Annotated in this window: 17 protein-coding genes and 1 riboswitch; of the genes, 13 read left to right on the top strand and 4 right to left on the bottom strand. The window is 65.3% G+C overall.

Annotated features, from left to right (window positions below; translation table 11 throughout):
- Window positions 1-24: 24 nt before the first annotated feature.
- A complete protein-coding gene (locus DSD28_RS18310; RefSeq protein WP_119257862.1) occupies window positions 25-1,182 on the top strand; it encodes an OpgC family protein in 1,158 nt (385 codons plus the stop codon).
- Window positions 1,183-1,195: 13 nt separating this feature from the next.
- On the opposite strand, the gene DSD28_RS18305 is transcribed toward DSD28_RS18310, so the two are convergent.
- Window positions 1,196-2,953 (bottom strand): glucan ABC transporter ATP-binding protein/ permease, encoded by a 1,758-nt coding sequence (locus DSD28_RS18305; RefSeq protein WP_119257861.1) that lies wholly within the window; start codon window positions 2,951-2,953, stop codon window positions 1,196-1,198.
- Window positions 2,954-3,256: 303 nt separating this feature from the next.
- Here DSD28_RS18305 and DSD28_RS18300 point away from each other — a divergent pair, with 303 nt between their 5' ends.
- From DSD28_RS18300 to DSD28_RS18290, 3 genes are all read left to right on the top strand, one after another.
- On the top strand, window positions 3,257-3,997 hold the full coding sequence (locus tag DSD28_RS18300) for a helix-turn-helix transcriptional regulator (RefSeq protein WP_119257860.1): 741 nt from the start codon (window positions 3,257-3,259) through the stop codon (window positions 3,995-3,997).
- Window positions 3,998-4,220: 223 nt separating this feature from the next.
- Window positions 4,221-7,679, top strand: coding sequence for a pyruvate carboxylase (gene pyc / locus DSD28_RS18295; RefSeq protein ID WP_119258011.1), 3,459 nt, complete (start codon window positions 4,221-4,223; stop codon window positions 7,677-7,679).
- Between the two features lie 116 nt (window positions 7,680-7,795).
- Window positions 7,796-8,347 carry a GNAT family N-acetyltransferase gene (locus tag DSD28_RS18290; protein ID WP_119258010.1) on the top strand — a complete coding sequence of 184 codons (552 nt, stop codon included), beginning with the start codon at window positions 7,796-7,798 and terminating at the stop codon, window positions 8,345-8,347.
- A gap of 149 nt (window positions 8,348-8,496) precedes the next feature.
- On the opposite strand, the gene DSD28_RS18285 is transcribed toward DSD28_RS18290, so the two are convergent.
- The 3 genes from DSD28_RS18285 to acnA all read right to left on the bottom strand — a co-directional run bounded on the left by DSD28_RS18285 (window position 8,497) and on the right by acnA (window position 12,817).
- Window positions 8,497-8,871: a DUF2794 domain-containing protein gene (locus DSD28_RS18285; RefSeq protein WP_119257859.1), complete on the bottom strand. Its 375-nt coding sequence runs from the start codon at window positions 8,869-8,871 to the stop codon at window positions 8,497-8,499.
- Between the two features lie 336 nt (window positions 8,872-9,207).
- Entirely contained in the window at window positions 9,208-9,966 is a 759-nt protein-coding gene (locus DSD28_RS18280) for a DUF1223 domain-containing protein (protein WP_432430871.1), read from the bottom strand.
- A gap of 157 nt (window positions 9,967-10,123) precedes the next feature.
- On the bottom strand, window positions 10,124-12,817 hold the full coding sequence (acnA, locus tag DSD28_RS18275) for an aconitate hydratase AcnA (protein WP_119257857.1): 2,694 nt from the start codon (window positions 12,815-12,817) through the stop codon (window positions 10,124-10,126).
- Window positions 12,818-13,083: 266 nt separating this feature from the next.
- Between acnA and ccmA the strand changes: the two genes are divergently transcribed.
- From ccmA to DSD28_RS18225, 9 genes are all read left to right on the top strand, one after another.
- Entirely contained in the window at window positions 13,084-13,725 is a 642-nt protein-coding gene (gene ccmA / locus DSD28_RS18270; RefSeq protein WP_119257856.1) for a heme ABC exporter ATP-binding protein CcmA, read from the top strand.
- A 205-nt stretch (window positions 13,726-13,930) separates the two neighbouring features.
- Window positions 13,931-14,590, top strand: a complete 660-nt coding sequence (ccmB, locus tag DSD28_RS18260; protein WP_119257855.1) for a heme exporter protein CcmB — start codon at window positions 13,931-13,933, stop codon at window positions 14,588-14,590.
- A gap of 60 nt (window positions 14,591-14,650) precedes the next feature.
- Complete coding sequence (locus tag DSD28_RS18255) at window positions 14,651-15,421, top strand: heme ABC transporter permease (protein WP_119257854.1); 771 nt, start codon at window positions 14,651-14,653, stop codon at window positions 15,419-15,421.
- The gene (ccmD, locus tag DSD28_RS18250) at window positions 15,418-15,585 is read left to right on the top strand and encodes a heme exporter protein CcmD (RefSeq protein ID WP_119257853.1); all 168 of its coding nucleotides are present in this window, start codon (window positions 15,418-15,420) and stop codon (window positions 15,583-15,585) included. The genes DSD28_RS18255 and ccmD overlap by 4 nt, the downstream gene beginning before the upstream one ends.
- Window positions 15,582-16,196 carry a DsbE family thiol:disulfide interchange protein gene (locus tag DSD28_RS18245; RefSeq protein ID WP_119257852.1) on the top strand — a complete coding sequence of 205 codons (615 nt, stop codon included), beginning with the start codon at window positions 15,582-15,584 and terminating at the stop codon, window positions 16,194-16,196. The genes ccmD and DSD28_RS18245 overlap by 4 nt, the downstream gene beginning before the upstream one ends.
- Window positions 16,197-16,452: 256 nt before the next feature.
- A riboswitch (TPP riboswitch) is annotated at window positions 16,453-16,564 on the top strand.
- Window positions 16,565-16,603: 39 nt separating this feature from the next.
- On the top strand, window positions 16,604-17,611 hold the full coding sequence (gene thiB / locus DSD28_RS18240; RefSeq protein WP_119257851.1) for a thiamine ABC transporter substrate binding subunit: 1,008 nt from the start codon (window positions 16,604-16,606) through the stop codon (window positions 17,609-17,611).
- A 28-nt stretch (window positions 17,612-17,639) separates the two neighbouring features.
- Entirely contained in the window at window positions 17,640-19,238 is a 1,599-nt protein-coding gene (thiP, locus tag DSD28_RS18235) for a thiamine/thiamine pyrophosphate ABC transporter permease (protein WP_119258009.1), read from the top strand.
- Window positions 19,231-19,950: a thiamine ABC transporter ATP-binding protein gene (gene thiQ, locus DSD28_RS18230; protein WP_119257850.1), complete on the top strand. Its 720-nt coding sequence runs from the start codon at window positions 19,231-19,233 to the stop codon at window positions 19,948-19,950. Before thiP ends, thiQ begins: the two co-directional genes overlap by 8 nt.
- 236 nt (window positions 19,951-20,186) lie before the next feature.
- Complete coding sequence (locus DSD28_RS18225; protein ID WP_119257849.1) at window positions 20,187-21,665, top strand: M48 family metalloprotease; 1,479 nt, start codon at window positions 20,187-20,189, stop codon at window positions 21,663-21,665.
- The last annotated feature ends 5 nt before the right edge of the window (window positions 21,666-21,670 follow it).

Below are 21,670 nucleotides of genomic sequence, written 5' to 3'. Positions count from 1 at the left end.
CCGCACCACGCGGATCAGAGTATCATGGCAGACAGACATGGACCGACAGGCGTCGTGCCGCGGCAACGCGACACGCGCCTCGACGTCTTCCGGGCCCTCGCCCTCCTGACGATCTTCGTCAATCACGTTCCGGGCCAGTACCTGGAGCACCTGACGTACAAGAACTTCGGTTTTTCCGATTCCGCGGAAGCCTTCGTGCTGATCTCCGGCATGTCCGTCGCGCTCGCCTACGGCGCGCGCTTTGCCGTCGGCGAGCGACTCGCCCTGACGCTGCGCATCCTGCGGCGGGCGCTGACGCTCTATATCGCGCATATCATGACGAGCATCATCACCTTCGCGATCTTCGCGGGCGGGGCGTTGTGGTTCGCGCGGCCGGACCTGCTTTCGGAGATCAACCTGCGCGCCGTCGTCGACCGCACGGACGAGGGCGTCGTCAGCATGGTGCTGCTCGGCCACCAGTTCGGCTATAACAACATTCTGTCCATGTATGCCGTCGTCTTCCTGATGCTGCCCGGCTTCCTCTGGCTCTACCGGCAGAGCGCGCGCCTGCTGCTCGCCGTGTCGGGAACGATATGGCTCTGTGCCGGCATCTGGCGGATCGCGCCGTCGAACTTCCTCGACGACGGCTACTGGTTCCTCAACCCTTTGTCCTGGCAGTTCCTCTTCGTCATCGGCTTCGTCGGAATGATGCGCGCGAGGGGGAAGGGCATTCCGCGCCATCCGGTGCTGACGGCGCTTGCCGTGGCCTATCTCGCCGTCTCGATGCTCTGGGTGGTCCTCTCCTGGTGGTTCATCGACTTCTCCTACGGCCTGCCGGCGGTGCTGACCGGCTTCGACAAGACCTTCCTCTCCGCCACGCGGCTGCTGCATGTGCTGGCGGGGGCCTATCTGATGGCGACGATCCCGGCGCTTACCGGATGGGCGGCGCTGCCGCTTTCCCATCCGCTGGTGGCGGTGGGGCGGCATTCGCTCGCCGTCTTCATCTTCGGTACGATCCTCGCGATGGTCGGGCAGGTGCTGATGTTCGTCACGGGGAAGAACCCGCTGCTCGGGACGCTCTACGTGCTGCTCGGCATCGCCCTTCACTTCGCCTATGCGCGCTATCTCGACTGGCAGGCCGCGGTCATCGCCAATGCAAAACGGCAGGGCCTCGAGGCCCTGCCGGTCAAAAGCGATCCGTAAGCGATGACGCCCGTCAGGCGGCAGTGTGGCTCTTGCGCACGTCGTCGTCGGTCAGGATGCCGCTGGCGCGCAGCAGCGCGGCGAAGCGGCCGTTGCTCTGGCTGAGATCGTTGAACGTCCCCATCTCGGCGATCTGGCCGTGATCCATGAAGACCACCAGATCGGCCTCGCGGACCGTCGACAGGCGGTGCGCGATGATGAAGGTCGTGCGGTTGCGGCGGAGCGAATCGATCGCCGCCTTGACGCGTGCCTCCGTCTCCACGTCGAGCGCGCTGGTCGCCTCGTCGAGCACGAGGATCGGTGCGTTCTTCAGGATCGCGCGGGCGATGGCGATGCGCTGGCGCTCGCCGCCGGAAAGGCGGTTGCCGCGCTCGCCGACATGGGTGTCGTAGCCGCTCTGGCGCGAGGTGATGAAGTCGTTCGCCGCCGCCGCTTCGGCGGCCGCCACGATCTCCTCCTGGCTCGCGCCCTCGCGGCCGAGGCGGATATTGTCGGAGATCGAGCGGTTGAGCAGGCCCGCATCCTGGAAGACGGTGGCGATGGAGCGGCGCAGCGACTTGCGCGTCACCGTTGCGATATCGACGCCGTCGATGAGGATCTGGCCGGACTGCGGCTCGTAGACGCGCTGCAGGAGATTGACCAGGGTGGTTTTGCCGGCGCCCGTCGGGCCGACGATGGCGACCGTCTGGCCGGCTTCCGCCGTGAAGGAGACATCGCGCACGCCCTGTGTGGCATTGGCGAAGTCGAAGCTGACATTACGGTACTCGACCCTGCCCTTCACCTCGCCGAGCTCGCCGGCATCGCTCGGCTCCTCGCGGTCCTTGACGGCGTCTTCCAGCGTGAAGAAGTCCTCCAGCTTGGCGCGCGCCTCGAAGATCTGCGTGGCGAAGGCCTTCATCTGGTCGAGGCGACCGATCAGCAGGCCTGCAAAGCCGATGAAGGCAATGACGTCGCCGACGCGGATCTCGCCCTTCTGGACGAGCACGGTGCCGATGACGAGAATCGTCATCATGGAGATGGTGGAGGCGATGCGGTTGAGCGCGCTGGCGAGCGCCCACCAGTCGAGCACCGGGAACTGCGCGTTGATCAGGCGCTCGGCAAAGCCCTTCAGCTCGCGGGTTTCCGCCTCGATGCGGTTGTAACTGTGCACCACCGAGACGTTGCTGATCGAGTCCGACACATGGGAGAAGACGGTGTGGTAATGGTTCTCCACCGACGCCTGTCCCTCGCGCGTGCGGTTCATCACCGCCTTGCCGATGAGGACATAGAGCGCGCCGAGCACCACGAGCACCAGCGACAGGCGATAGTCCATCGTGAAGGCGGTCGGGATGAGGAGGGCGAGCGCGATGGCGGTGGCAAGATGCGTGCGCATGAATTCGAGCCAGAGGCCGAACAGCGTCTCGCAGGCGCGCAGCAGCGTGTGCAGCGCGTTGGAGGTGCCGCGCTGGCTATGCCAGGCGAGCGGCATGGAGATGATGCGGCCGAAGGCTTCCGTCAGCAGACTCGCGCGCCGTCCATGGGCCAGCCGGTCCGCCTCGCGGGCGACGAGCACATAGGCGATGGTGTTGAACAGGCCGAAGCCCGCCCACATCAGAAGCAGCGGCGTGACGGCGCTCTTGCTGGAGATGGCATCGATGATGCGGCCGAAAAGGATGGGCTCGGCAATGGTGATGACCGCCAGGATGACGTTGGCGGCGACGACGAGACCGACTCGAAGCTTGTAGGTGCCAAGATAGCTGAGGGCTCTTGCATAGACCTGAAACAAAGACACGGGAATGGAGCCTTTCCGGCGATACCAGTTATGCGGTGCAGCGAGCACCTTCTGTCCCTTCGCTGCGGGTATTAATCAGCGGAAGCGACAAAAGTTCTTCCGCGTCAAGCAAATTTCATGACCGCCCTGACATCTTGCGTGATTTTCTCATTTTCACGGCAGCCATGCATGCAAGACGATTGATTTTCAGCATGCGATCCTGCCATTTGTAAGGCGGGGAATATGAATGGGGCGCTTGGGCCGGTTGTCGGCCGGGTTCAGCTTTATCAGTTGGTTAAACAAAGCTAGTCAAGCGCGGGGCATATGAATATCAACTTGCTGGTGCAATTCCTTGCACTGATCGACGAGTTGCGCGATCGGGAAGAGGCGACAGCCGAATTCGAGCGTCTGCTGACGCTTTGCGGCTTCGATTATTACGGTCTCCTGCTGGCGCCGAGGCCGGTGGACGAGCCGTCCCGCCTGCTGCTTGCCGGCCGCTGGCCGGAGGGCTGGCCCGAACTCTACCTGCGCAGGCGCTACATGCAGATCGACCCGACCGTGCGCTATCTCGGACATGCCCAGCAGGGCTTTCGCTGGCGTGATACGCTCGGCGCCTTCCGCACGAGCCCGCATCGCAAGCGCATGGAACGCATGATGGTGGACGCCCGCAACAAGGGGCTTGAGGACGGCTATGTGTTCCCTATCCACGGCCGGCGCGGCCTCATCGGCAGCCTCAGCATCGGGGGCAAGCCGGTGGACCTTGAAAGCGTGGAACTCGGTCTCTTCGACAGCATCGCCCGGCGGCTTTACTGGAAGCTGGTCCATGCGGTCGATCCGGAGACCGCCGGCCGGCTTGCCGAGGTGGTCGACGTGGAGTTGACTCGCCGCGAGATGGAGGCGCTGACGCTGCTTGCCGAAGGCATGACCTCGCACGAGATCGGCCGTACTCTCGGCATATCCAGCCATACCGTCGACTGGTACATGAACGGCATTCAGGAAAAACTCGCCGCGCGCAACCGCCATCACGCCATCGCGATCGCCTTCAGGCTGGGGCTGGTATCCTAGCAGGTTTGTAGCCGTAGAATCGCCTAAGCGGTTGCGAGTAAACGATTTTCGGCGCGAAGACGCTTCGCGCCCCCGTCGCGATTGTTTCCAGCGGCGCAAATCTTTTGTTCCGTGACGACTCCAAAATTGCACTTTGGAAATTACCCGCTAATAATTCTCTTCGCGGGTGCAGCATTTTCCCGTTTTCCAAGCCGCCGCTTTCCAAGTCAATGAGGAGTCCGACTTGCCCATTTCCAAGATCCTTGTCGCCAACCGTTCAGAAATTGCCATCCGCGTGTTCCGCGCGGCCAATGAACTGGGGCTGAAAACAGTCGCGATATGGGCCGAGGAAGACAAACTTGCGCTGCACCGCTTCAAGGCGGACGAGAGCTACCAGATCGGCCGCGGTTCGCATCTTTCGCGCGACCTCGGCCCTATCGAGAGCTATCTGTCGATCGAGGAAGTGATCCGCGTCGCCAAGCTCTCGGGTGCTGATGCGATCCATCCCGGCTACGGCCTGCTGTCGGAAAGCCCGGAATTCGTCGATGCCTGCGATGCCGCCGGCATCACCTTCATCGGCCCGCGCCCGGCCACCATGCGCCAGCTCGGCAACAAGGTCGCCGCGCGCAACCTCGCCATCTCCGTCGGCGTGCCGGTCGTGCCGGCGACCGATCCGCTGCCGGACGACGAGAAGGAGATCCATCGCCTTGCGGAGGAGATCGGCTATCCCGTCATGCTCAAGGCCTCCTGGGGCGGCGGCGGGCGCGGCATGCGCGCCATCCGCGATCCGAAGGACCTGATCCGCGAGGTGACGGAAGCCAAGCGCGAGGCCAAGGCCGCCTTCGGCAAGGACGAGGTCTATCTCGAAAAGCTCGTCGAGCGCGCCCGCCACGTCGAAAGCCAGATCCTCGGCGACACGCACGGCAATGTCGTGCATCTCTTCGAGCGCGATTGTTCCATCCAGCGCCGCAACCAGAAGGTCGTCGAGCGCGCGCCCGCGCCCTATCTTTCGGATGCGCAGCGCCAGGAGCTCGCCGACTATTCGCTGAAGATCGCCAAGGCGACCAGCTATGTCGGCGCCGGCACGGTCGAGTACCTGATGGATGCCGACAGTGGGAAGTTCTACTTCATCGAGGTGAACCCGCGCATCCAGGTCGAGCACACCGTCACGGAAGTCGTGACCGGCATCGACATCGTCAAGGCGCAGATCCACATCCTCGACGGCCATGCCATCGGCACGCCGCAGTCGGGCGTGCCCGCACAGGCGGATATCCGCCTCAATGGCCATGCCCTCCAGTGCCGCATCACCACCGAAGACCCGGAGCAGAACTTCATTCCCGACTACGGCCGCATCACCGGCTATCGTTCGGCCTCCGGCTTCGGCATCCGCCTCGACGGTGGCACGGCCTATCCCGGCGCGGTGATCACCCGCTTCTACGATCCGCTGCTGGTCAAGGTCACGGCCTGGGCGCCGGATCCGCTGGAGGCGATCGCCCGCATGGACCGCGCGCTGCGCGAGTTCCGCATCCGCGGCGTCGCGACGAACCTCACCTTCCTCGAAGCGATCATCACCCACGAGCGCTTCCGGGACAACAGCTACACGACCCGCTTCATCGACACGACGCCGGAGCTCTTCCAGCAGGTCAAGCGCCAGGACCGCGCCACCAAGCTGCTGACTTACCTCGCCGACGTTACCGTCAACGGCCATCCGGAGGCCAAGGGCCGGCCGAAGCCGCCGGCCGACGTCGCCAGGCCGGTCGTGCCCTTCATCGAGGGTGAGATCGTCCCCGGCACCAAGCAGAAGCTCGATGAGCTCGGACCGAAGAAGTTCGCCGAGTGGGTGCGCGCGCAAGGCCAGGTGTTCCTGACCGACACGACCATGCGCGATGCGCACCAGTCGTTGCTCGCCACCCGCATGCGCACGCATGACATCGCCCGCGTCGCCGGCACCTATGCCCGCGCCCTGCCGCAGCTCTTTTCGCTGGAATGCTGGGGCGGCGCGACCTTCGACGTCTCGATGCGGTTCCTGACGGAAGACCCGTGGGACCGGCTGGCCCGCATCCGCGAGGACGCGCCGAATCTCCTCCTCCAGATGCTGCTGCGCGGGGCGAACGGCGTCGGCTACAAGAACTATCCCGACAATGTCGTGAAGTATTTCGTGCGCCAGGCGGCCAGGGGCGGCATCGACGTCTTCCGCGTCTTCGACTGCCTCAACTGGGTCGACAACATGCGCGTCTCGATGGAGGCGGTCGCCGAAGAGAACAAGATCTGCGAGGCGGCGATCTGCTATACGGGCGACCTGCTCAATTCCGCCCGCCCGAAATACGACCTCAAATACTACACCGCCCTTGCGAGCGAGCTGGAAAAGGCCGGCGCGCACATGATCGCGGTGAAGGACATGGCAGGCCTCCTGAAGCCGGCCGCCGCGCGGGTACTGTTCAAGGCGCTGCGCGAGGCGACGGACCTGCCGATCCATTTCCACACCCACGATACGTCCGGTATCGCGGCGGCGACCGTGCTTGCCGCCGTCGAATCCGGCGTGGACGTGGTGGATGCGGCGATGGATGCGCTTTCCGGCAACACGTCGCAACCCTGCCTCGGCTCGATCGTCGAGGCGCTGAAGGGTTCCGAGCGCGATCCGGGCCTCGATCCCGAATGGATCCGCCGCATCTCCTTCTACTGGGAGGCCGTGCGCTTCCAGTACGCCGCCTTCGAAAGCGACCTCAAGGGGCCGGCCTCGGAAGTCTATCTGCATGAAATGCCGGGCGGCCAGTTCACCAATCTCAAGGAGCAGGCGCGCTCGCTGGGCCTGGAAACCAGGTGGCATCGTGTCGCCCAGGCCTATGCCGACGCCAACCAGATGTTCGGCGATATCGTCAAGGTGACGCCCTCCTCCAAGGTGGTGGGCGACATGGCGCTGATGATGGTCTCGCAGGACCTCACGGTCGCCGATGTCGAGAACCCGGCCAAGGATATCGCCTTCCCCGACTCGGTCGTCTCGATGCTGAAGGGCGACCTCGGCCAGCCCCCGGGCGGCTGGCCGGCCGGTCTCCAGAAGAAGGCGCTGAAGGGCGAGACGCCCTATACGGCCGTGCCGGGCTCGCTGCTGCCGCCGGCCGATCTGAATGCCGAGCGCAAGGCCATCGAGGACAAGCTGGAGCGCAAGGTCGACGACTTCGAGTTCGCCTCCTACCTCATGTATCCGAAGGTCTTCACCGACTATGCGCTGGCCGCCGACCTGTACGGCCCGGTCAGCGTGCTGCCGACGCCGGCCTATTTCTACGGCCTTGCCCCCGGCGAGGAGCTTTCGCCGGAGCTGGAGAAGGGCGTTTCCCTCGTCATCCTGCATCAGGCGAAAAGCGAGCCGGACGAGCAGGGCATGGTCAAGGTGTTCTTCGAGTTGAACGGCCAGCCGCGCCTCATCAAGGTGCCGGACCGCAACCGCGCCGCCACCTCGGCCGTGCGCCGCAAGGCCGACAGCGGCAATGCCGCCCATCTCGGCGCGCCGATGCCGGGCGTCATTTCGACGGTCTCCGTCTCGGCCGGCCAGACGGTCAAGGCCGGCGACGTGCTGCTCTCCATCGAGGCGATGAAGATGGAAACGGCGCTGCATGCCGAAAAGGACGGCATGATCTCGGAAGTGCTGGTCAAGGCCGGTGACCAGATCGACGCCAAGGACCTTTTGATCGTCTACGGCGCCTGAAGCCCGCATGACAGGGGATGGGCTGGGCCTATCCCCTCTTTGCCCTTGCGCTTGCGCAATTCCGGCCGCAAAACGCTGCCACTCTATCAGAATTGTTCAATGAAACGCAGGCTTCCATGAGCTTCGTCATCCGCACCGCCGCGCTCGGCGATATCGCCGCCTTCACCGAAATCTACCGCGAATCCGTGCTGAACGGCGTGGCGAGCTATGAGATCGATCCGCCGACGCTCGACGAGATGGAAGCGCGCTTCACGGCGATCACCGGCAAGGGCTATCCCTATATCGTGGCGGTGGAGCAGACCGGCCTCATCCTCGGCTATGCCTATGCCTCGGCCTTCCGCACGCGGCCGGCCTATCGCTGGCTGGTGGAGGACTCGGTCTATCTGGCGCCGGAAGCACGCGGCAAGGGCGTCGGCAAGGCGCTCTTGGCCGAGCTCATCCGCCGCTGCACGGATCTCGGCTTCCGCCAGATGGTGGCCGTCATCGGCGGCGCGCACCCGGCCTCCATCGCCGTCCACAGCGCCGCCGGCTTTGCGCATTCGGGCCGCATGACGGCGACCGGCTTCAAGCACGGCCGCTGGCTGGACACGGTCTTCATGCAGCGCCCCCTCGGCGACGGGGCGGAGACGGAGCCGTCGGTGGCGGACTATCCGGGGACGATGGGGTGAATTGAAGGGGGATCGGGGTAGGCCGTAACCTCCTCTCCGTCATGCTCGGACCTGACTAGAGCATCCCGCCGCCAATGCCGAGCTACTTGAATCCTCGGGTCAAGCCCGAGGGTGACTTCATTGGAAGCGGGAGAAGGGGAAGGGCGGGCTTACGTCTCGACGAGACGCAATACCTTGTCGAAGACCTTCAGCACCTGGTTCAGTTCGTGCCCGCGCTTCAGAATCATGCCCTGCTGGTTGACGACGCTGTAGGCGCCCTGCTTGGCGGCAAGCTTCGGGTTCTTCTCCACCCGGTAGAGCGGCATTTCGCCGGATCGCTTGAAGATCGAGAAGACGGCCTTGTCGCGCATATGGTCGATGGCATAGTCGCGCCATTCGCCTTCACCCACCATGCGGCCATAGACCCAGAGGATCGCATCGAGTTCGCGGCGGTGGAAGGTCACCGGCAGCGGATCCTTGCTGTTGCGGTATTCCTTGAGGTCGACCACGACACTGGACGCCTGCAAATCCGGCTGATCGGTCATCGAATCTCCGCACCTCGTCTGTGACGGCTGCGTGACAGTGTGCCTGAGCGGCGCCGAAATGCAAGCTGGATGGGCCGAAAGCGGCGATTTCGCAAAAATCTGTCCCGCCGCATTTCAGACAAACAGAAGCCCAAATTAAAAGAGAGAGTTCGCCCGTCGCGGCCCGTACCAGTCTGTTGCCTCAAGCAGGAAGCCGGTTCGGAACGGTGCGCGACTGTCGAAGTTGCCCTGTATCCGTTGCCGGCAGCTTCGTCCCGGTCCGGTCCGTCTTTCTTCGAACCCTCAAGCCCCAGCCCCTCGAAGAAGCCGGACCGGACCTCCCCCGCGGGGGAGGATTTACCGTGATGCCTCGTCGCCTGCCAGAACCGTCGCCCCGAGGATCGCGCCGGGCGTGTCGGCCGTCTTCATGCGCTGGAGAAGCACGGCGCAGCCGCCGGGTTTTTCCTTCTTCTTCAGCATGTCGGCGGGAAGCACCAGATTGGTCTCCTTGCCCTCCCACATGCCGATCGTTTCCATATTGGTCACGGCGTGCCAGTAATTGACGGTCTTGCCGCGATTCTCGCCCTTGTCGATATTGATCGAGCGTTCGCGCTCGAAATAGGCGATCACGATATTGGCCTTGCCCTGCCCGGCTCCGACGTGGATGCGCAGCTCGTCGTTCTTCACCTCGACAGTCACCGGCACGTCGAGCCCCTTGCCTTCCTTCGGCAGGGAATCGAGGCGGGTGCGGATGCCGGAAAGGTCGGCGCCGTTGATGTGCTCGCGGCCGTTCAGCACGGCCTGGGGCGTATAGACGCCGTTGCGGCCGAACATGCGGGCATAGGCATATTGCCGTGCGGTGTTGTCCTTGGAGGCGAGCGTGTCTGCCCAGCCGAGATAGTTCCAGTAATCGACATGATAGGCGAGAGCGACGACCTTGCCTTCGCGTGCAAGCGTCTCGAGCGCCTTGTCGGCCGGCGGGCAGGAGGAGCAGCCCTGGCTGGTGAAAAGCTCGACGACGCCCTTCGGCGCGTTCGCTTCCTGTGCATGGGCGATGCCGGCGCCGAGCGTCAGCAGGATCGCCAGACATTCCGGTACATACGGTCTCGGCATGATCATTTCCAATGCAATGCCGGCCGCAGGCCAGCCTTTTCAGCCGTCTTACGCCCTTGCCGCTTCAACAGGAAGTCACGATGGAGTGAGATTTTTGCCCTCGAAAACGAAAAATGCCGGGGCTTTCTGCCCCGGCACTTCGTTTTCAGCCGTTGGTGGCTCAGGCGGCGAGGTCGCGCAGAACGGTCTGCAGGATGCCGCCGTTGTTCATGTAGGTCACCTCGTCCAGCGTATCGATGCGGCAGAGGAGCGGAACTTCCTTCACCGTGCCGTCGGAGTAGGCGATCCTGGCGATCTTCTTCTCGCGCGGCTTGATATCGCCTTCCAGGCCTTCGATGGTGACGACTTCGTCGCCCTTGAGGTCGAGCGAGGCCCAGGTCGTGCCTTCCTCGAAGACGAAGGGCACGACGCCCATGCCGACGAGGTTGGAGCGGTGGATGCGCTCGAAGGACTGCGCCACCACGGCCTTGACGCCGAGGAGGTTGGTGCCCTTGGCAGCCCAGTCGCGCGAGGAGCCGTTGCCGTATTCGACGCCGGCGAAGATGACGAGCGGGACGCCCTCGGCCTTGTACTTCATGGCCGCGTCGTAGATCGACATCTCTTCCTTGGACGGATAGTGGATCGTGTAGCCACCTTCCTTGCCGTTCGGACCGAGCATGTGGTTGCGGATGCGGATATTGGCGAAGGTGCCGCGCATCATGACTTCATGGTTGCCGCGGCGCGTGCCGTACTGGTTGAAGTCCGCGACCGCGACGCCGTTGCCCGTAAGATAGGCGCCGGCCGGCGAGGCCGCCTTGATCGAACCGGCCGGGGAAATGTGGTCGGTGGTGATCTTGTCGCCGAAGAGACCGAGGACGCGCGCGCCTTCGATGTTCTTGAGGCCCGAGCCGGTCTTGCCCATGCCCACGAAATAGGGCGGGTTCTGCACATAGGTCGACTTGTCGTCCCAGGCATAGGTCTGGCCTTCAGGAACCTGCACGGCCTGCCAGTTCTCGTCGCCCTTGAAGACGTCGGCATACTTCGTGGCATAGAGCTCACGGGTGACGTACTTCATGATGAACTCCTGGATCTCCTTGGAGGAGGGCCAGATGTCCTTGAGGTAGACGGGGTTGCCGTTCTGGTCCTCGCCGAGCGGTTCCTTGGTCAGGTCCTTCTGGACCGAACCGGCAAGCGCATAGGCGACGACGAGCGGCGGGGAGGCGAGGTAGTTCGCCTGCACGTCCGGCGAGATGCGGCCTTCGAAGTTGCGGTTGCCCGAAAGGACGCCCGCGGCGATCAGGCCCTTGTCGTTGATCGTCTTGGAGATCGGCGCCGGCAGCGGGCCGGAATTGCCGATGCAGGTCGTGCAGCCGAAGCCGACGAGGTTGAAGCCGAGCTTGTCGAGATCGGCCTGCAGGCCCGACTTGGCGAGATATTCGCCGACGACCTGCGATCCCGGTGCCAGCGACGTCTTGACCCACGGCTTCGTCTTCAGGCCCTTGGCGACCGCATTGCGGGCGAGAAGACCGGCGGCGATGAGGACCGACGGGTTGGACGTGTTGGTGCAGGACGTGATGGCGGCGATGGCGACGTCGCCGTGGCCGATATCGTAGTCCGTGCCTTCGACGGCGTAGCGGTTCGAAAGCTGGCCGGGCTTCTTGTAGTCGTTTTCAAGCGCCGTGGCGAAATTCGGTGCGATGTTTTCCAGCGGGATGCGGCCTTCCGGACGCTTCGGGCCGGCCATGGCCGGAACCACGTCGCCGAGGTCGAGTTCGAGCGTGTCGGTGAAGACGAGGTCGGAGCCGTCGCCGTCACGCCACATGCCCTGCGCCTTCGAATAGGCTTCGACGAGGGCGATGCGCTGCTCTTCGCGGCCGGACATGGTGAGGTAGTTGACGGTCTCGCCGTCGACCGGGAAGAAGCCGCAGGTCGCGCCGTATTCCGGGCCCATATTGCCGATCGTCGCGCGGTCGGCGAGCGTCATGTTGTCGAGGCCGGGGCCGAAGAATTCGACGAACTTGGAGACGACGCCCTTCTTGCGCAGCATCTGCACGACCATCAGCACGAGGTCGGTCGCGGTGACGCCTTCCTTGAGCTTGCCGGTCAGCTTGAAGCCGATGACCTCGGGCAGAAGCATGGAGACCGGCTGGCCGAGCATGGCGGCTTCGGCTTCGATGCCGCCCACGCCCCAGCCGAGAACGCCGAGGCCGTTGATCATGGTCGTGTGGCTGTCCGTGCCGACACAGGTATCCGGGTAGGCGATGATCTCGCCGTCTTCTTCCTTGGTCCAAACGGTCTGGCCCAGATATTCCAGATTGACCTGGTGACAGATGCCGGTGCCCGGGGGAACGACGCGGAAGTTCTTGAAAGCCTGCTGGCCCCACTTGAGGAAGCGGTAGCGCTCGCCGTTGCGCTGGTATTCCAGCTCGACGTTACGGGCAAAGGCGGTCGGCGTGCCGAATTCGTCGACGATGACCGAGTGGTCGATCACGAGGTCGACGGGAACGAGCGGGTTGATCTTCTCCGGGTCGCCGCCGAGCGAGACCATCGCGTCGCGCATGGCCGCAAGGTCGACCACGGCGGGAACGCCGGTGAAGTCCTGCATCAGGACGCGCGCCGGGCGATAGGCGATCTCGTTTTCGACCGTGCCCTTGTTCGTCAGCCATTCGGCGACGGATAGGATGTGCTCCTTGGTGACCGAGCGGCCGTCCTCGAAGCGCAGCAGGTTCTCAAGAAGCACCTTCATCGAGTAGGGCAGCTTCGAGACGCCGGCAAGGCCGTTCGCTTCGGCCTTGGGCAGGCTGTAGTACACATAGTCGGTGCCGTTGACCGTAAGGGTCGAGCGACAATTGAAACTGTCTAGGGATTTGGACACTTTATACCCCGTCTCGTCTGGCGCCAGAAAGCTGACGTACGAACGCCCGAGCGCCTGAGGCGCGAATGGGATGCGGGTGCGGCCATTTCCGCTGTCCGTACGCGGAAATCATTCCCGTGTTCGGCGCTTGGATGAAATTCACGCCGACCGCTGGCGTGTTGCGGGCGTTATAGATAATTTCTAAGAAACGATCCAGAGCGCCTGACGGTAAATCGGGACAATTTTTTTGCGTTGCGACCAAGGTCGTAAAGGGAAAGTGAAAAGCCATGCGGCTCGTCGCCGACGGATTGAGCGCCAAGCGCGGCGAAGACCTGATTTTCCAAGATATTTCCTTTGAAATCGGTAGCGGCGAAGCCCTCGTCGTCAAGGGGCCGAACGGCTCCGGCAAGTCGACGCTGCTGCGGGTTCTGGCGGGCCTCCTGCCGGCGCATGCGGGAGCCGCGAAATTCCTTGCTGCAGCGCAACCGGTCGGCCAGATCGGTGAGGCCGCGCACTATCTCGGCCACCGCAACGCGATGAAGCGAGAGCTCACCGTCGAGGAGAACCTGTCCTTCTGGAAATCCTTCTTCGGCGATTTTGCCGGCGGGGCGGGCGTGCCGGTCATGGAAGCAGTCGAGGCTGTCGGTCTCGGCGGCATCGCGCATCTTCCCTTCGGCTATCTCTCGGCCGGCCAGCAGCGCCGCATGGCGATGGCGAAGCTGCTCGTTTCGTGGCGGCCGGTCTGGATCCTCGACGAGCCGACGGCGGCGCTCGATGCGGCAGCCGAGGCGATGTTCACCGGTCTCGTCACGGCTCATCTTGCAAGCGGCGGCATCGCGATTGCCGCGACGCACCAGCCGCTGGGGCTGGAGGGAGTGAAGGAATTGCGGATGACGGGGTTTGCCGGGATCATGGAGGATGTGTGGTGATGGGCGTGTCCGTGGCTACCCCCCTCTGCCCTGCCGGGCATCTCCCCCACAGGGGGGGAGATTGGCTGGGGGCGAGGACATCCCGTAATGTGCATCGTCTGCTCTGGGCGGGACCCGGCCAGGATTCGATCTCCCCCCTTGTGGGGGAGATGCCCGGCAGGGCAGAGGGGGGTGCGCCAAGACCTCAACGCGGGAGGATCGCCACATGATCGCCCTCCTCCTCCGAGACCTCAAGCTCTCCGTGCGCGCCGGTGGCGGCGCGCTGGTCGGCGTCCTCTTCTTCATGACCGTCGTCGCCGTCATCCCCTTCGGCGTCGGGCCGGACCTCAATCTCCTCGCCCGCATCGGTCCTGCGATCCTGTGGATCGGTGCGCTGCTCGCTTCCCTCCTCGGCCTCGACCGGCTGTTCCAGGCCGAGCGCGAGGACGGTTCGCTCGATCTTCTCCTGATGCAGGAGACGCCGCTGGTGCTGACGGTCTTCGTCAAGTGCCTCGCCCATTGGCTCGCGACCGGCCTGCCGCTCGTCATCGCCTCGCCGCTGCTCGGCCTCTTCATGAACATGGACGAGATCGCCATCGGCGCGACGACGCTGACGCTGCTTGCCGGCACGCCCGCCATCACCTTCATCGGTGCGGCCGGCGCGGCGGTGGCGGTGGCGCTGCCGCGCGGCGGGCTGCTCGTCTCCATCCTCGTCCTGCCGCTTGCCATTCCCGTGCTGATCTTCGGGGTGAGCGCGGTCTATGCGGCGATCCAGGAGCCGGCGCCCTTCCTGCCGCCCTTCCTCATTCTCGTCGCGCTCAACCTCGCCTTCGCCGTCATCGGCCCGGTCGCCGCGGCTGCGGCCCTTCGTCTTTCGAGCGACTGACGAGAAAGTGATTGCGGCAGATCAATTGAAGACCGGGTGCTTCCGCGTTAAAGAACCATCATGAACGAACCGAGCCTTGCCATCCGCAAATTCAGCGACCTCGCCAACCCGACGCGGTTCCTGGCGCTGGTCGCCATCGTCTGGCCCTGGCTTGCCGGGCTGACGCTCTGTCTCTTCGCGGCGGGGCTCTACCTCTCCTTCACCACGACGGGCGATTACCAGCAGGGCGAGACGGTGCGCATCATGTATGTGCATGTGCCGGCCGCCTGGCTTTCCATGATGTGCTATTCGGTCATGGCGCTCTCGGCGCTCGGCACGCTCGTCTGGCGCCATCCGCTCGCCGACGTCTCGGCCAAGGCCGCCGCGCCTATCGGCGCCTGTTTCACACTCGTCGCGCTCATCACCGGCTCGCTCTGGGGCAAGCCCATGTGGGGCACATGGTGGGTGTGGGACGCCCGACTCACCTCCGTCTTCGTGCTGTTCCTGATGTATCTCGGCCTCATCGCGCTCGGCCGCGCCATGGACGATCCGACGCGCGCCGCCAAGGTCAGCGCCGTGCTGATCCTCGTCGGCTTCGTCAACATCCCGATCATCAAGTTCTCGGTCGAGTGGTGGAACACGCTGCACCAGCCGGCGAGTGTCATCCGCATGGGCGGACCGACCATCGACCCGGAATTCCTCTGGCCGCTCCTCATCATGGCCGTCGCCTTCACCATGCTGTTCTTCACGCTGCATATCCTCGCCATGCGCAACGAGATCCTGCGCCGCCGCATCGCGGTGCTGCGCCGCCACGCGGCCCGCGCCGCCGGCCGTGCTGGAGGCGCTGCATGAGCCATACCTTCTACGTCGCGGTGTCCTATATCGCCGCCTTCGCCGTCACGCTCGGCCTCGTGCTCTGGGTCTTCATCGATCATCGCGGCCGCCGCCGCGAGATCGAGCAGCTCGAAGCCGCCGGCGTCCGCCGCCGCTCGGCGCGCAGCGAGGGCAATCCATGAGCGAGAGCGAAGACAATGCCGAGGGCGCGGGCAAGCGCACGCGCCTGATCCTCGCCGCGCTGCCGCTGGCAATCTTCCTCGGTCTGGCGCTGATCTTCTGGACGCAGCTCAATTCCGGCCGCGACATCTCGGAAATCCCCTCCGCGCTGATCGGCACCAAGGCGCCGTTCCGCGATCTCGAACCGCTCGCCGGCGCCACGAAGGACGGCGCGCTGGTTCCGGCACTGACGGCGCAGACGGGTAAGGGCAAGCTGACGCTCGTCAATTTCTGGGCCTCCTGGTGCGTGCCGTGCCGGCAGGAGCATCCGGTCATCCTGGCATTGTCGAAGGATCCGCGCATCACCGTCGTCGGCGTTAACTACAAGGACGGCAGCGAGAATGCGCTGCGCTTCCTCGGCGAGCTCGGAAATCCTTTCTCGGCCATCGGCCTCGATCCCGTCGGCAAGATGGCGATCGACTGGGGCGTCTACGGCATCCCGGAATCCTATCTCGTCGGGCCGGATGGGACGATCCTCTACAAGCGGGTCGGTCCGTTCGACGAAAAGAGCCTGAAGGGCGGGCTCTATCCGGCCATCGAGAAGGCGCTCGGGACGCCCGCTGCTGGCGGCTGATAACTCTCAAAAGGGTTGGGTAATCGCGGGAGCGTTCGCCCCTCATCCGGCCTGCCGGCCACCTTCTCCTTGGCTGCGGGGCGAAGGGATATGCCGCGCCGTTTTCCCAATCAGCAACCGTTTGTGGGGCACGTCCCCTCTCCTCGCTTGCGGGGAGAGGGGTAGGGTGAGGGGCAGCCCCATGCAGGGCCGTCTTCCGTTACACGGTTTCCGCCTCCACCCCTTGCGCGCCGAAGCGCGCGGGATTATGCCTTCTTTCGCTCTAACGGGGTGCCCCGCGGGTTTCGACCTGCCGGCTGAGAGGCGTTTGCCAACCCGAAGAACCTGATCCGGCTCGTACCGGCGGAGGGATTAGACGGCTCAATCCAGCGCCCTATTCCCGTTTGTGACCAGACAAGGAGGCGCTGATGCGCGCGGCATTTCTTTCTTCCATCGCGGTGCTCGCCGCAACCCTCGCCTTTCCCGCCTTCGCACAGGAAAAGACGCTGACCGTCTACACCTATGAGAGCTTCGTTGCCGAATGGGGCCCGGGGCCGAAGGTCAAGGAGACCTTCGAAAAGACCTGCGGCTGCAAGGTCGAATGGGTCGGCGTCGCCGACGGCGTCGAGCTTTTGACCCGCCTCAAGCTGGAGGGCGAGGGCACCAAGGCCGACGTGGTGCTCGGTCTCGACACCAACCTGATCTCGGAAGCCAAGGCGACCGGCCTCTTCGAGCCGCACGGCCTGAAGCCGGAAGGCCTTACCGTTCCGGGCGGCTTCTCCGACGATACGTTCCTGCCCTATGACTACGGCCACTTCGCCGTCGTCTACGACACCGAGGCGCTGAAGATCCCGCCAACGAGCCTCAAGGAGCTGGTCGAGGGCGATCCGTCGCAGAAGATCGTCATCGAGGACCCGCGCACCTCGACGCCCGGCCTCGGCCTGCTGCTCTGGGTCAAATCCGTCTATGGCGATAAGTCGGCGGAAGCCTGGACAAAGCTGAAGAACCGCGTGCTGACCGTCACCCCCGGCTGGTCGGAAGCCTATGGCCTCTTCACCAAGGGCGAGGCGCCGATGGTGCTCTCCTACACGACGTCGCCGGCCTATCACGTGATCGCGGAGAACACCGAGCGCTACAAGGCTGCCGCCTTCTCCGAGGGTCATTACATCCAGATCGAGGTCGCCGGCCTGACGCGCACCTCCCATGACAAGGACCTCGCCCGGCAGTTCCTCACCTTCATGACAGGGCCGGATTTCCAGTCGATCATCCCGGAAACCAACTGGATGATGCCGGCCGCCAAGACCCGCGATCCGCTGCCTGCCGCCTTCGACGCGCTGGTGAAGCCGAAAAAGACCTTCCTGATGCCGTCCGAAGAGGTCGCGGCGAACCGCAAGGCCTGGATCGACGAATGGCTCGGCGCGATGAGCGCGAAGTAGCATGATCTTCGCCCGCGCCGAACGACGGATGCTGGATATCGCCGGGGGCCTTGCCCTCGGCGGCGTGCTCGTCTTCGTCGGCGCGGCGACCGCCGTGCTGCTCGCCCATGCGGGCGGCGGCAGCGGTGCGCCGCTGCTCGACGCCTATATCGGCCGCGTCGCCCGGTTCACGCTGATGCAGGCGGCGCTTTCCACGCTGCTCTCCGTCCTGCTCGCCATCCCTGTCGCCCGGGCGCTTGCCCGGCAGCGGACCTTTCCCGGCCGCGTCTGGATCGTCCGCCTCTCCGTCGTGCCGCTCGGCCTGCCGGCACTGGTTGCCGCGCTCGGCGTCGTCGGGATCTGGGGGCGGCAGGGCGTCGTCAACGATCTCCTGCGCCTTGCCGGCCTCGAAAGCCCGGTCAGCGTCTACGGGCTCGCCGGCATCCTCATCGCCCATGTCTTTTTCAACCTGCCGCTCGCCGTGCGTTTCCTGCTCGCCGCGCTCGACCGCATCCCGCCGGAATACTGGTTGTCCTCGGCCAATCTCGGCATGAGTGGCGGCGCGGTCTTCCGGCTCATCGAATGGCCGGTCATCCGCCGCGTGCTGCCCGGCATCGCCGGCCTCGTCTTCATGCTCTGCGCGACGAGCTTCACCATCGTGCTCACCCTCGGCGGCGGGCCGGCGGCCACGACCATCGAGGTCGCGATCTACCAGGCGCTGCGCTTCGATTTCGATCCTGAGCGCGCCGTGCTGCTCGCTTTCCTGCAGATCGCGGTGACGGCGGCGCTGCTCTGGCTCATCTCGCTCTTCGGCCGCCCGCCGGAGGAGGGCATGACCGCCGGCCGCGCCATCCGCCGCTTCGACGGCCGCCGGCGGCGCGTCCCGGATGGCCTCGTCATCCTCCTTTTCACGCTCTTCACCGCCGCCCCGCTCGCCGCCATTCTCGTCTCGGGCCTTGCCGCCGATTTCGTCAGGCTGGCTGCCGATGCGCAGCTCCACCGCGCGCTCGCCACCAGCCTTGCCATCTCGCTCGCCTCCGCCACCCTCAGCCTTGCCGTCGCCCTTCCCGTCGTGCTGGTGCCGCGCCTTGCCGAAAGCGGCGACGGCGGGGCGGCGACGCGGCTGATGGGCCGCGCGCTGCCGGCGGTCGGCTCGCTGATCCTGCTCGTGCCGCCGGTCGTCGTCGCCACCGGCTGGTTCCTGATGCTGCGCACCTTCGGCGAGACGGGCCGCTTCGCGCCCTTCGTCGTCACCGTGCTCAATGCGCTGATGGCGCTGCCCTTCGTCATCCGTGTGCTGGAACCCGCCTATCGCACGCATCTCTCCCGCACCGCGCGCCTCGCGCTCAGCCTCGGCGTCACCGGCTGGCGGCGCTTCCTGCGCATCGACTGGCCCGCGCTGAAAAAGCCCTTCCTCACCGCCTTCGCCTTCGCCATGGCGCTGTCGCTCGGCGATCTCGGCGCCGTCGCCATTTTCGGCGCGGAGGGCTTCGTCACGCTGCCCTGGCTGCTCTATTCCCGCATGGCGAGCTACCGCACGGCCGATGCTGCGGGCATCGCGCTGATCCTCGGCGTGCTATGCCTGCTGCTGACGCTGCCCTCGACCGCCGCCGAGCGCCAAACCGAAAGACCCGGCTCCGATGCCTGACCCCGCCATTTCCCTTGCCGATATCACCGTGCGCTTCGCGGAAAAACGCCTCGCCTTCGATTGCGCCATTCCGGCAGGGGCCGCCGTTGCCGTCGCCGGCCCCTCGGGCGCTGGCAAGTCGACGCTCTTCAACGTCATCGCCGGTTTCGAGAAGCCGGCAAGCGGCAGCGTGAGATTGTTCGGCGAGGACATGACCGGCCACGATCCGGCGGAGCGGCCGGTCTCCATCGTCTTCCAGGACAACAACCTCTTTGCCCACCTTTCCGCCGCCGACAATATCGGCCTCGGCATCGATCCGGGCCTGAGGCTGGATGCGGCGGGCCGCGAGGCGGTCGCTGCCGCGCTCGCCCGCGTCGGCCTTGCCGGATACGAGAAGCGCCTGCCGGGCTCGCTTTCCGGCGGCGAGCGGCAGCGCGTGGCGCTCGCCCGCGCGCTGGTGCGCCGCCGGCCGATCCTGCTGCTCGACGAGCCCTTCGCCGCGCTCGATCCGGCCATGCGGGCGGACATGGCGCGGCTGATCGCCGAGCTTCATGCCGAGACGAAGAGCACGCTCCTCTTCATCACCCACCAGCCCGAGGACATCGGCCGCCTTGCCGAGCGAGTGCTGTTCCTGGAGGCCGGCTCGATCCTCCTCGATGCGCCGGCGGCGGATTTCCTTGCACGCCTCGATCCACCTCCCGTTGCAAAATTCCTCGGCCGTTCCGGCATTTAGCGCGGGGCGGGGCGATTTGACCGGGGCGGACGCCACAATTTGGTCGCCCCCCTGTGTCACCGGAGCCACAGGAAAACCGTTTGTCGAATCGGGAGTTGCCGGCCGGGTATGGCGCGTCTATCTCATCCGTTCGAAGGCGATGCGCGCTCGCGCCGCGGCCGAAGGCTGTAGCACGGGCGCGAACCCATTCAGGGGCTTGGGCAAGAGACATGGCGAAAGCGACGCAGGGAGCTGCAATGGTATCCGGGCGCGGGGTCGTGAGACCCGTCGCGGCCCTGCTGCTCGCGGGCACGCTGCTTTCGGGCTGCCAGTCGCTCATCGAGCAGAGCTATGAGCCGACGATCTCGCCCTCTTCCAATCCGCAGATCGTCGAAGAGGTGCAGAAGAACGATCCGCGCGCCCAGATGGGCGCCCGCGAGCACCCGCGCATCGTGGCGAGCTATGGCGGCGAATACAAGGACGCCAAGACCGAGCGCCTCGTCGCCCGCATCACCGGCGCGCTGACGGCCGTTTCGGAAAACCCGAACCAGTCCTACCGCATCACCATCCTCAATTCCCCGGCCATCAACGCCTTCGCGCTGCCGGGCGGCTATCTCTACGTGACGCGCGGCCTGCTGGCGCTCGCCAACGACGCCTCGGAAGTCGCCGCCGTGCTCTCGCACGAAATGGCGCATGTCACCGCCAACCACGGCATCGAGCGGCAGAAGAAGGAAGAGGCCGAGGTCATCGCGAGCCGCGTCGTCGCCGAGGTGCTGTCCAGTAACATCGCCGGCAAGCAGGCGCTGGCGCGCGGCAAGCTGCGCCTTGCCGCCTTTTCGCGCAACCAGGAGCTCCAGGCCGACGTCATCGGCGTGCGCATGCTGGGTGAGGCGGGCTACGATCCCTATGCCGCCGCGCGCTTCCTCGATTCCATGGCCGGCTATGCCCGCTTCACCGCAGTCGATCCGGAGGCCGACCAGAGCCTCGACTTCCTGTCGAGCCATCCGAACGCGCCGCAGCGCGTCGAGCTGGCGCGCCTGCACGCCCGCGCCTTCGGGGCGGAGGGCACGGTCGGCGACCGCGGCCGCGACTACTATCTCGCCGGCATCGACGGGCTGCTCTACGGCGACGCGCCGGAAGAGGGCTATGTGCGCGGCCAGACCTTCCTGCACGGCAAGCTCGGCATCCGCTTCGACGTGCCGGAAGGCTTCCAGATCGACAACAAGGCCGACGCGGTCCTGGCGACCGGTCCCGGCGACGTCGCGATCCGCTTCGACGGCGTCGCCGACAGCAAGGGGCAGGACCTCGTCAACTATATTTCGAGCGGCTGGGTGACGGGCCTCAGGCCCGAGACGATCCGGCCGGTGTCGATCAACGGCCTGCCGGGGGCGACCGCGCGGGCCGCCGCCGACCGCTGGGAATTCGACGTCACCGTCGTGCGCATCGACAACCAGATCTACCGCTTCCTGACGGCGGTGCCGACGGGCTCCAAGGCGCTGGAGCCGACGGCGGCGATCCTCAGGAACTCGTTCCGCAAGCTGACCGCGGAGGAAGCCGCCTCGCTGAAGCCGTTGCGCGTGCGCGTCGTCACCGCCCGCCCCGGCGATACGATCGCCTCGCTCTCGGCGCGCATGATGGGGACGGAGCGCAAGCTCGATCTCTTCCGGCTGATCAACGCCATGACCGCGACGAGCACGGTTAAGCCGGGCGACAAGTTCAAGATCATCACCGAATAAACGGC

Origin of the sequence: Shinella zoogloeoides (assembly GCF_003574625.1) — a bacterium.
Classification (GTDB): domain Bacteria; phylum Pseudomonadota; class Alphaproteobacteria; order Rhizobiales; family Rhizobiaceae; genus Shinella; species Shinella zoogloeoides_A.
Note: the sequence above shows the minus strand (reverse complement) of the source record. Positions and strands in the feature narration are given on the sequence as shown.

Coding starts and splice junctions, on each gene's coding strand:
- DSD28_RS18310 (WP_119257862.1), top strand. CDS start 25: ATGGCAGACAGACATGGACCGACAGGCGTCGTGCCGCGGCAACGCGAC.
- DSD28_RS18300 (WP_119257860.1), top strand. CDS start 3,257: ATGAATATCAACTTGCTGGTGCAATTCCTTGCACTGATCGACGAGTTG.
- DSD28_RS18290 (WP_119258010.1), top strand. CDS start 7,796: ATGAGCTTCGTCATCCGCACCGCCGCGCTCGGCGATATCGCCGCCTTC.
- DSD28_RS18285 (WP_119257859.1), bottom strand. CDS start 8,871: ATGACCGATCAGCCGGATTTGCAGGCGTCCAGTGTCGTGGTCGACCTC.
- ccmA (WP_119257856.1), top strand. CDS start 13,084: ATGCGGCTCGTCGCCGACGGATTGAGCGCCAAGCGCGGCGAAGACCTG.
- ccmB (WP_119257855.1), top strand. CDS start 13,931: ATGATCGCCCTCCTCCTCCGAGACCTCAAGCTCTCCGTGCGCGCCGGT.
- DSD28_RS18255 (WP_119257854.1), top strand. CDS start 14,651: ATGAACGAACCGAGCCTTGCCATCCGCAAATTCAGCGACCTCGCCAAC.
- ccmD (WP_119257853.1), top strand. CDS start 15,418: ATGAGCCATACCTTCTACGTCGCGGTGTCCTATATCGCCGCCTTCGCC.
- DSD28_RS18245 (WP_119257852.1), top strand. CDS start 15,582: ATGAGCGAGAGCGAAGACAATGCCGAGGGCGCGGGCAAGCGCACGCGC.
- thiB (WP_119257851.1), top strand. CDS start 16,604: ATGCGCGCGGCATTTCTTTCTTCCATCGCGGTGCTCGCCGCAACCCTC.
- thiP (WP_119258009.1), top strand. CDS start 17,640: ATGCTGGATATCGCCGGGGGCCTTGCCCTCGGCGGCGTGCTCGTCTTC.
- thiQ (WP_119257850.1), top strand. CDS start 19,231: ATGCCTGACCCCGCCATTTCCCTTGCCGATATCACCGTGCGCTTCGCG.
- DSD28_RS18225 (WP_119257849.1), top strand. CDS start 20,187: ATGGTATCCGGGCGCGGGGTCGTGAGACCCGTCGCGGCCCTGCTGCTC.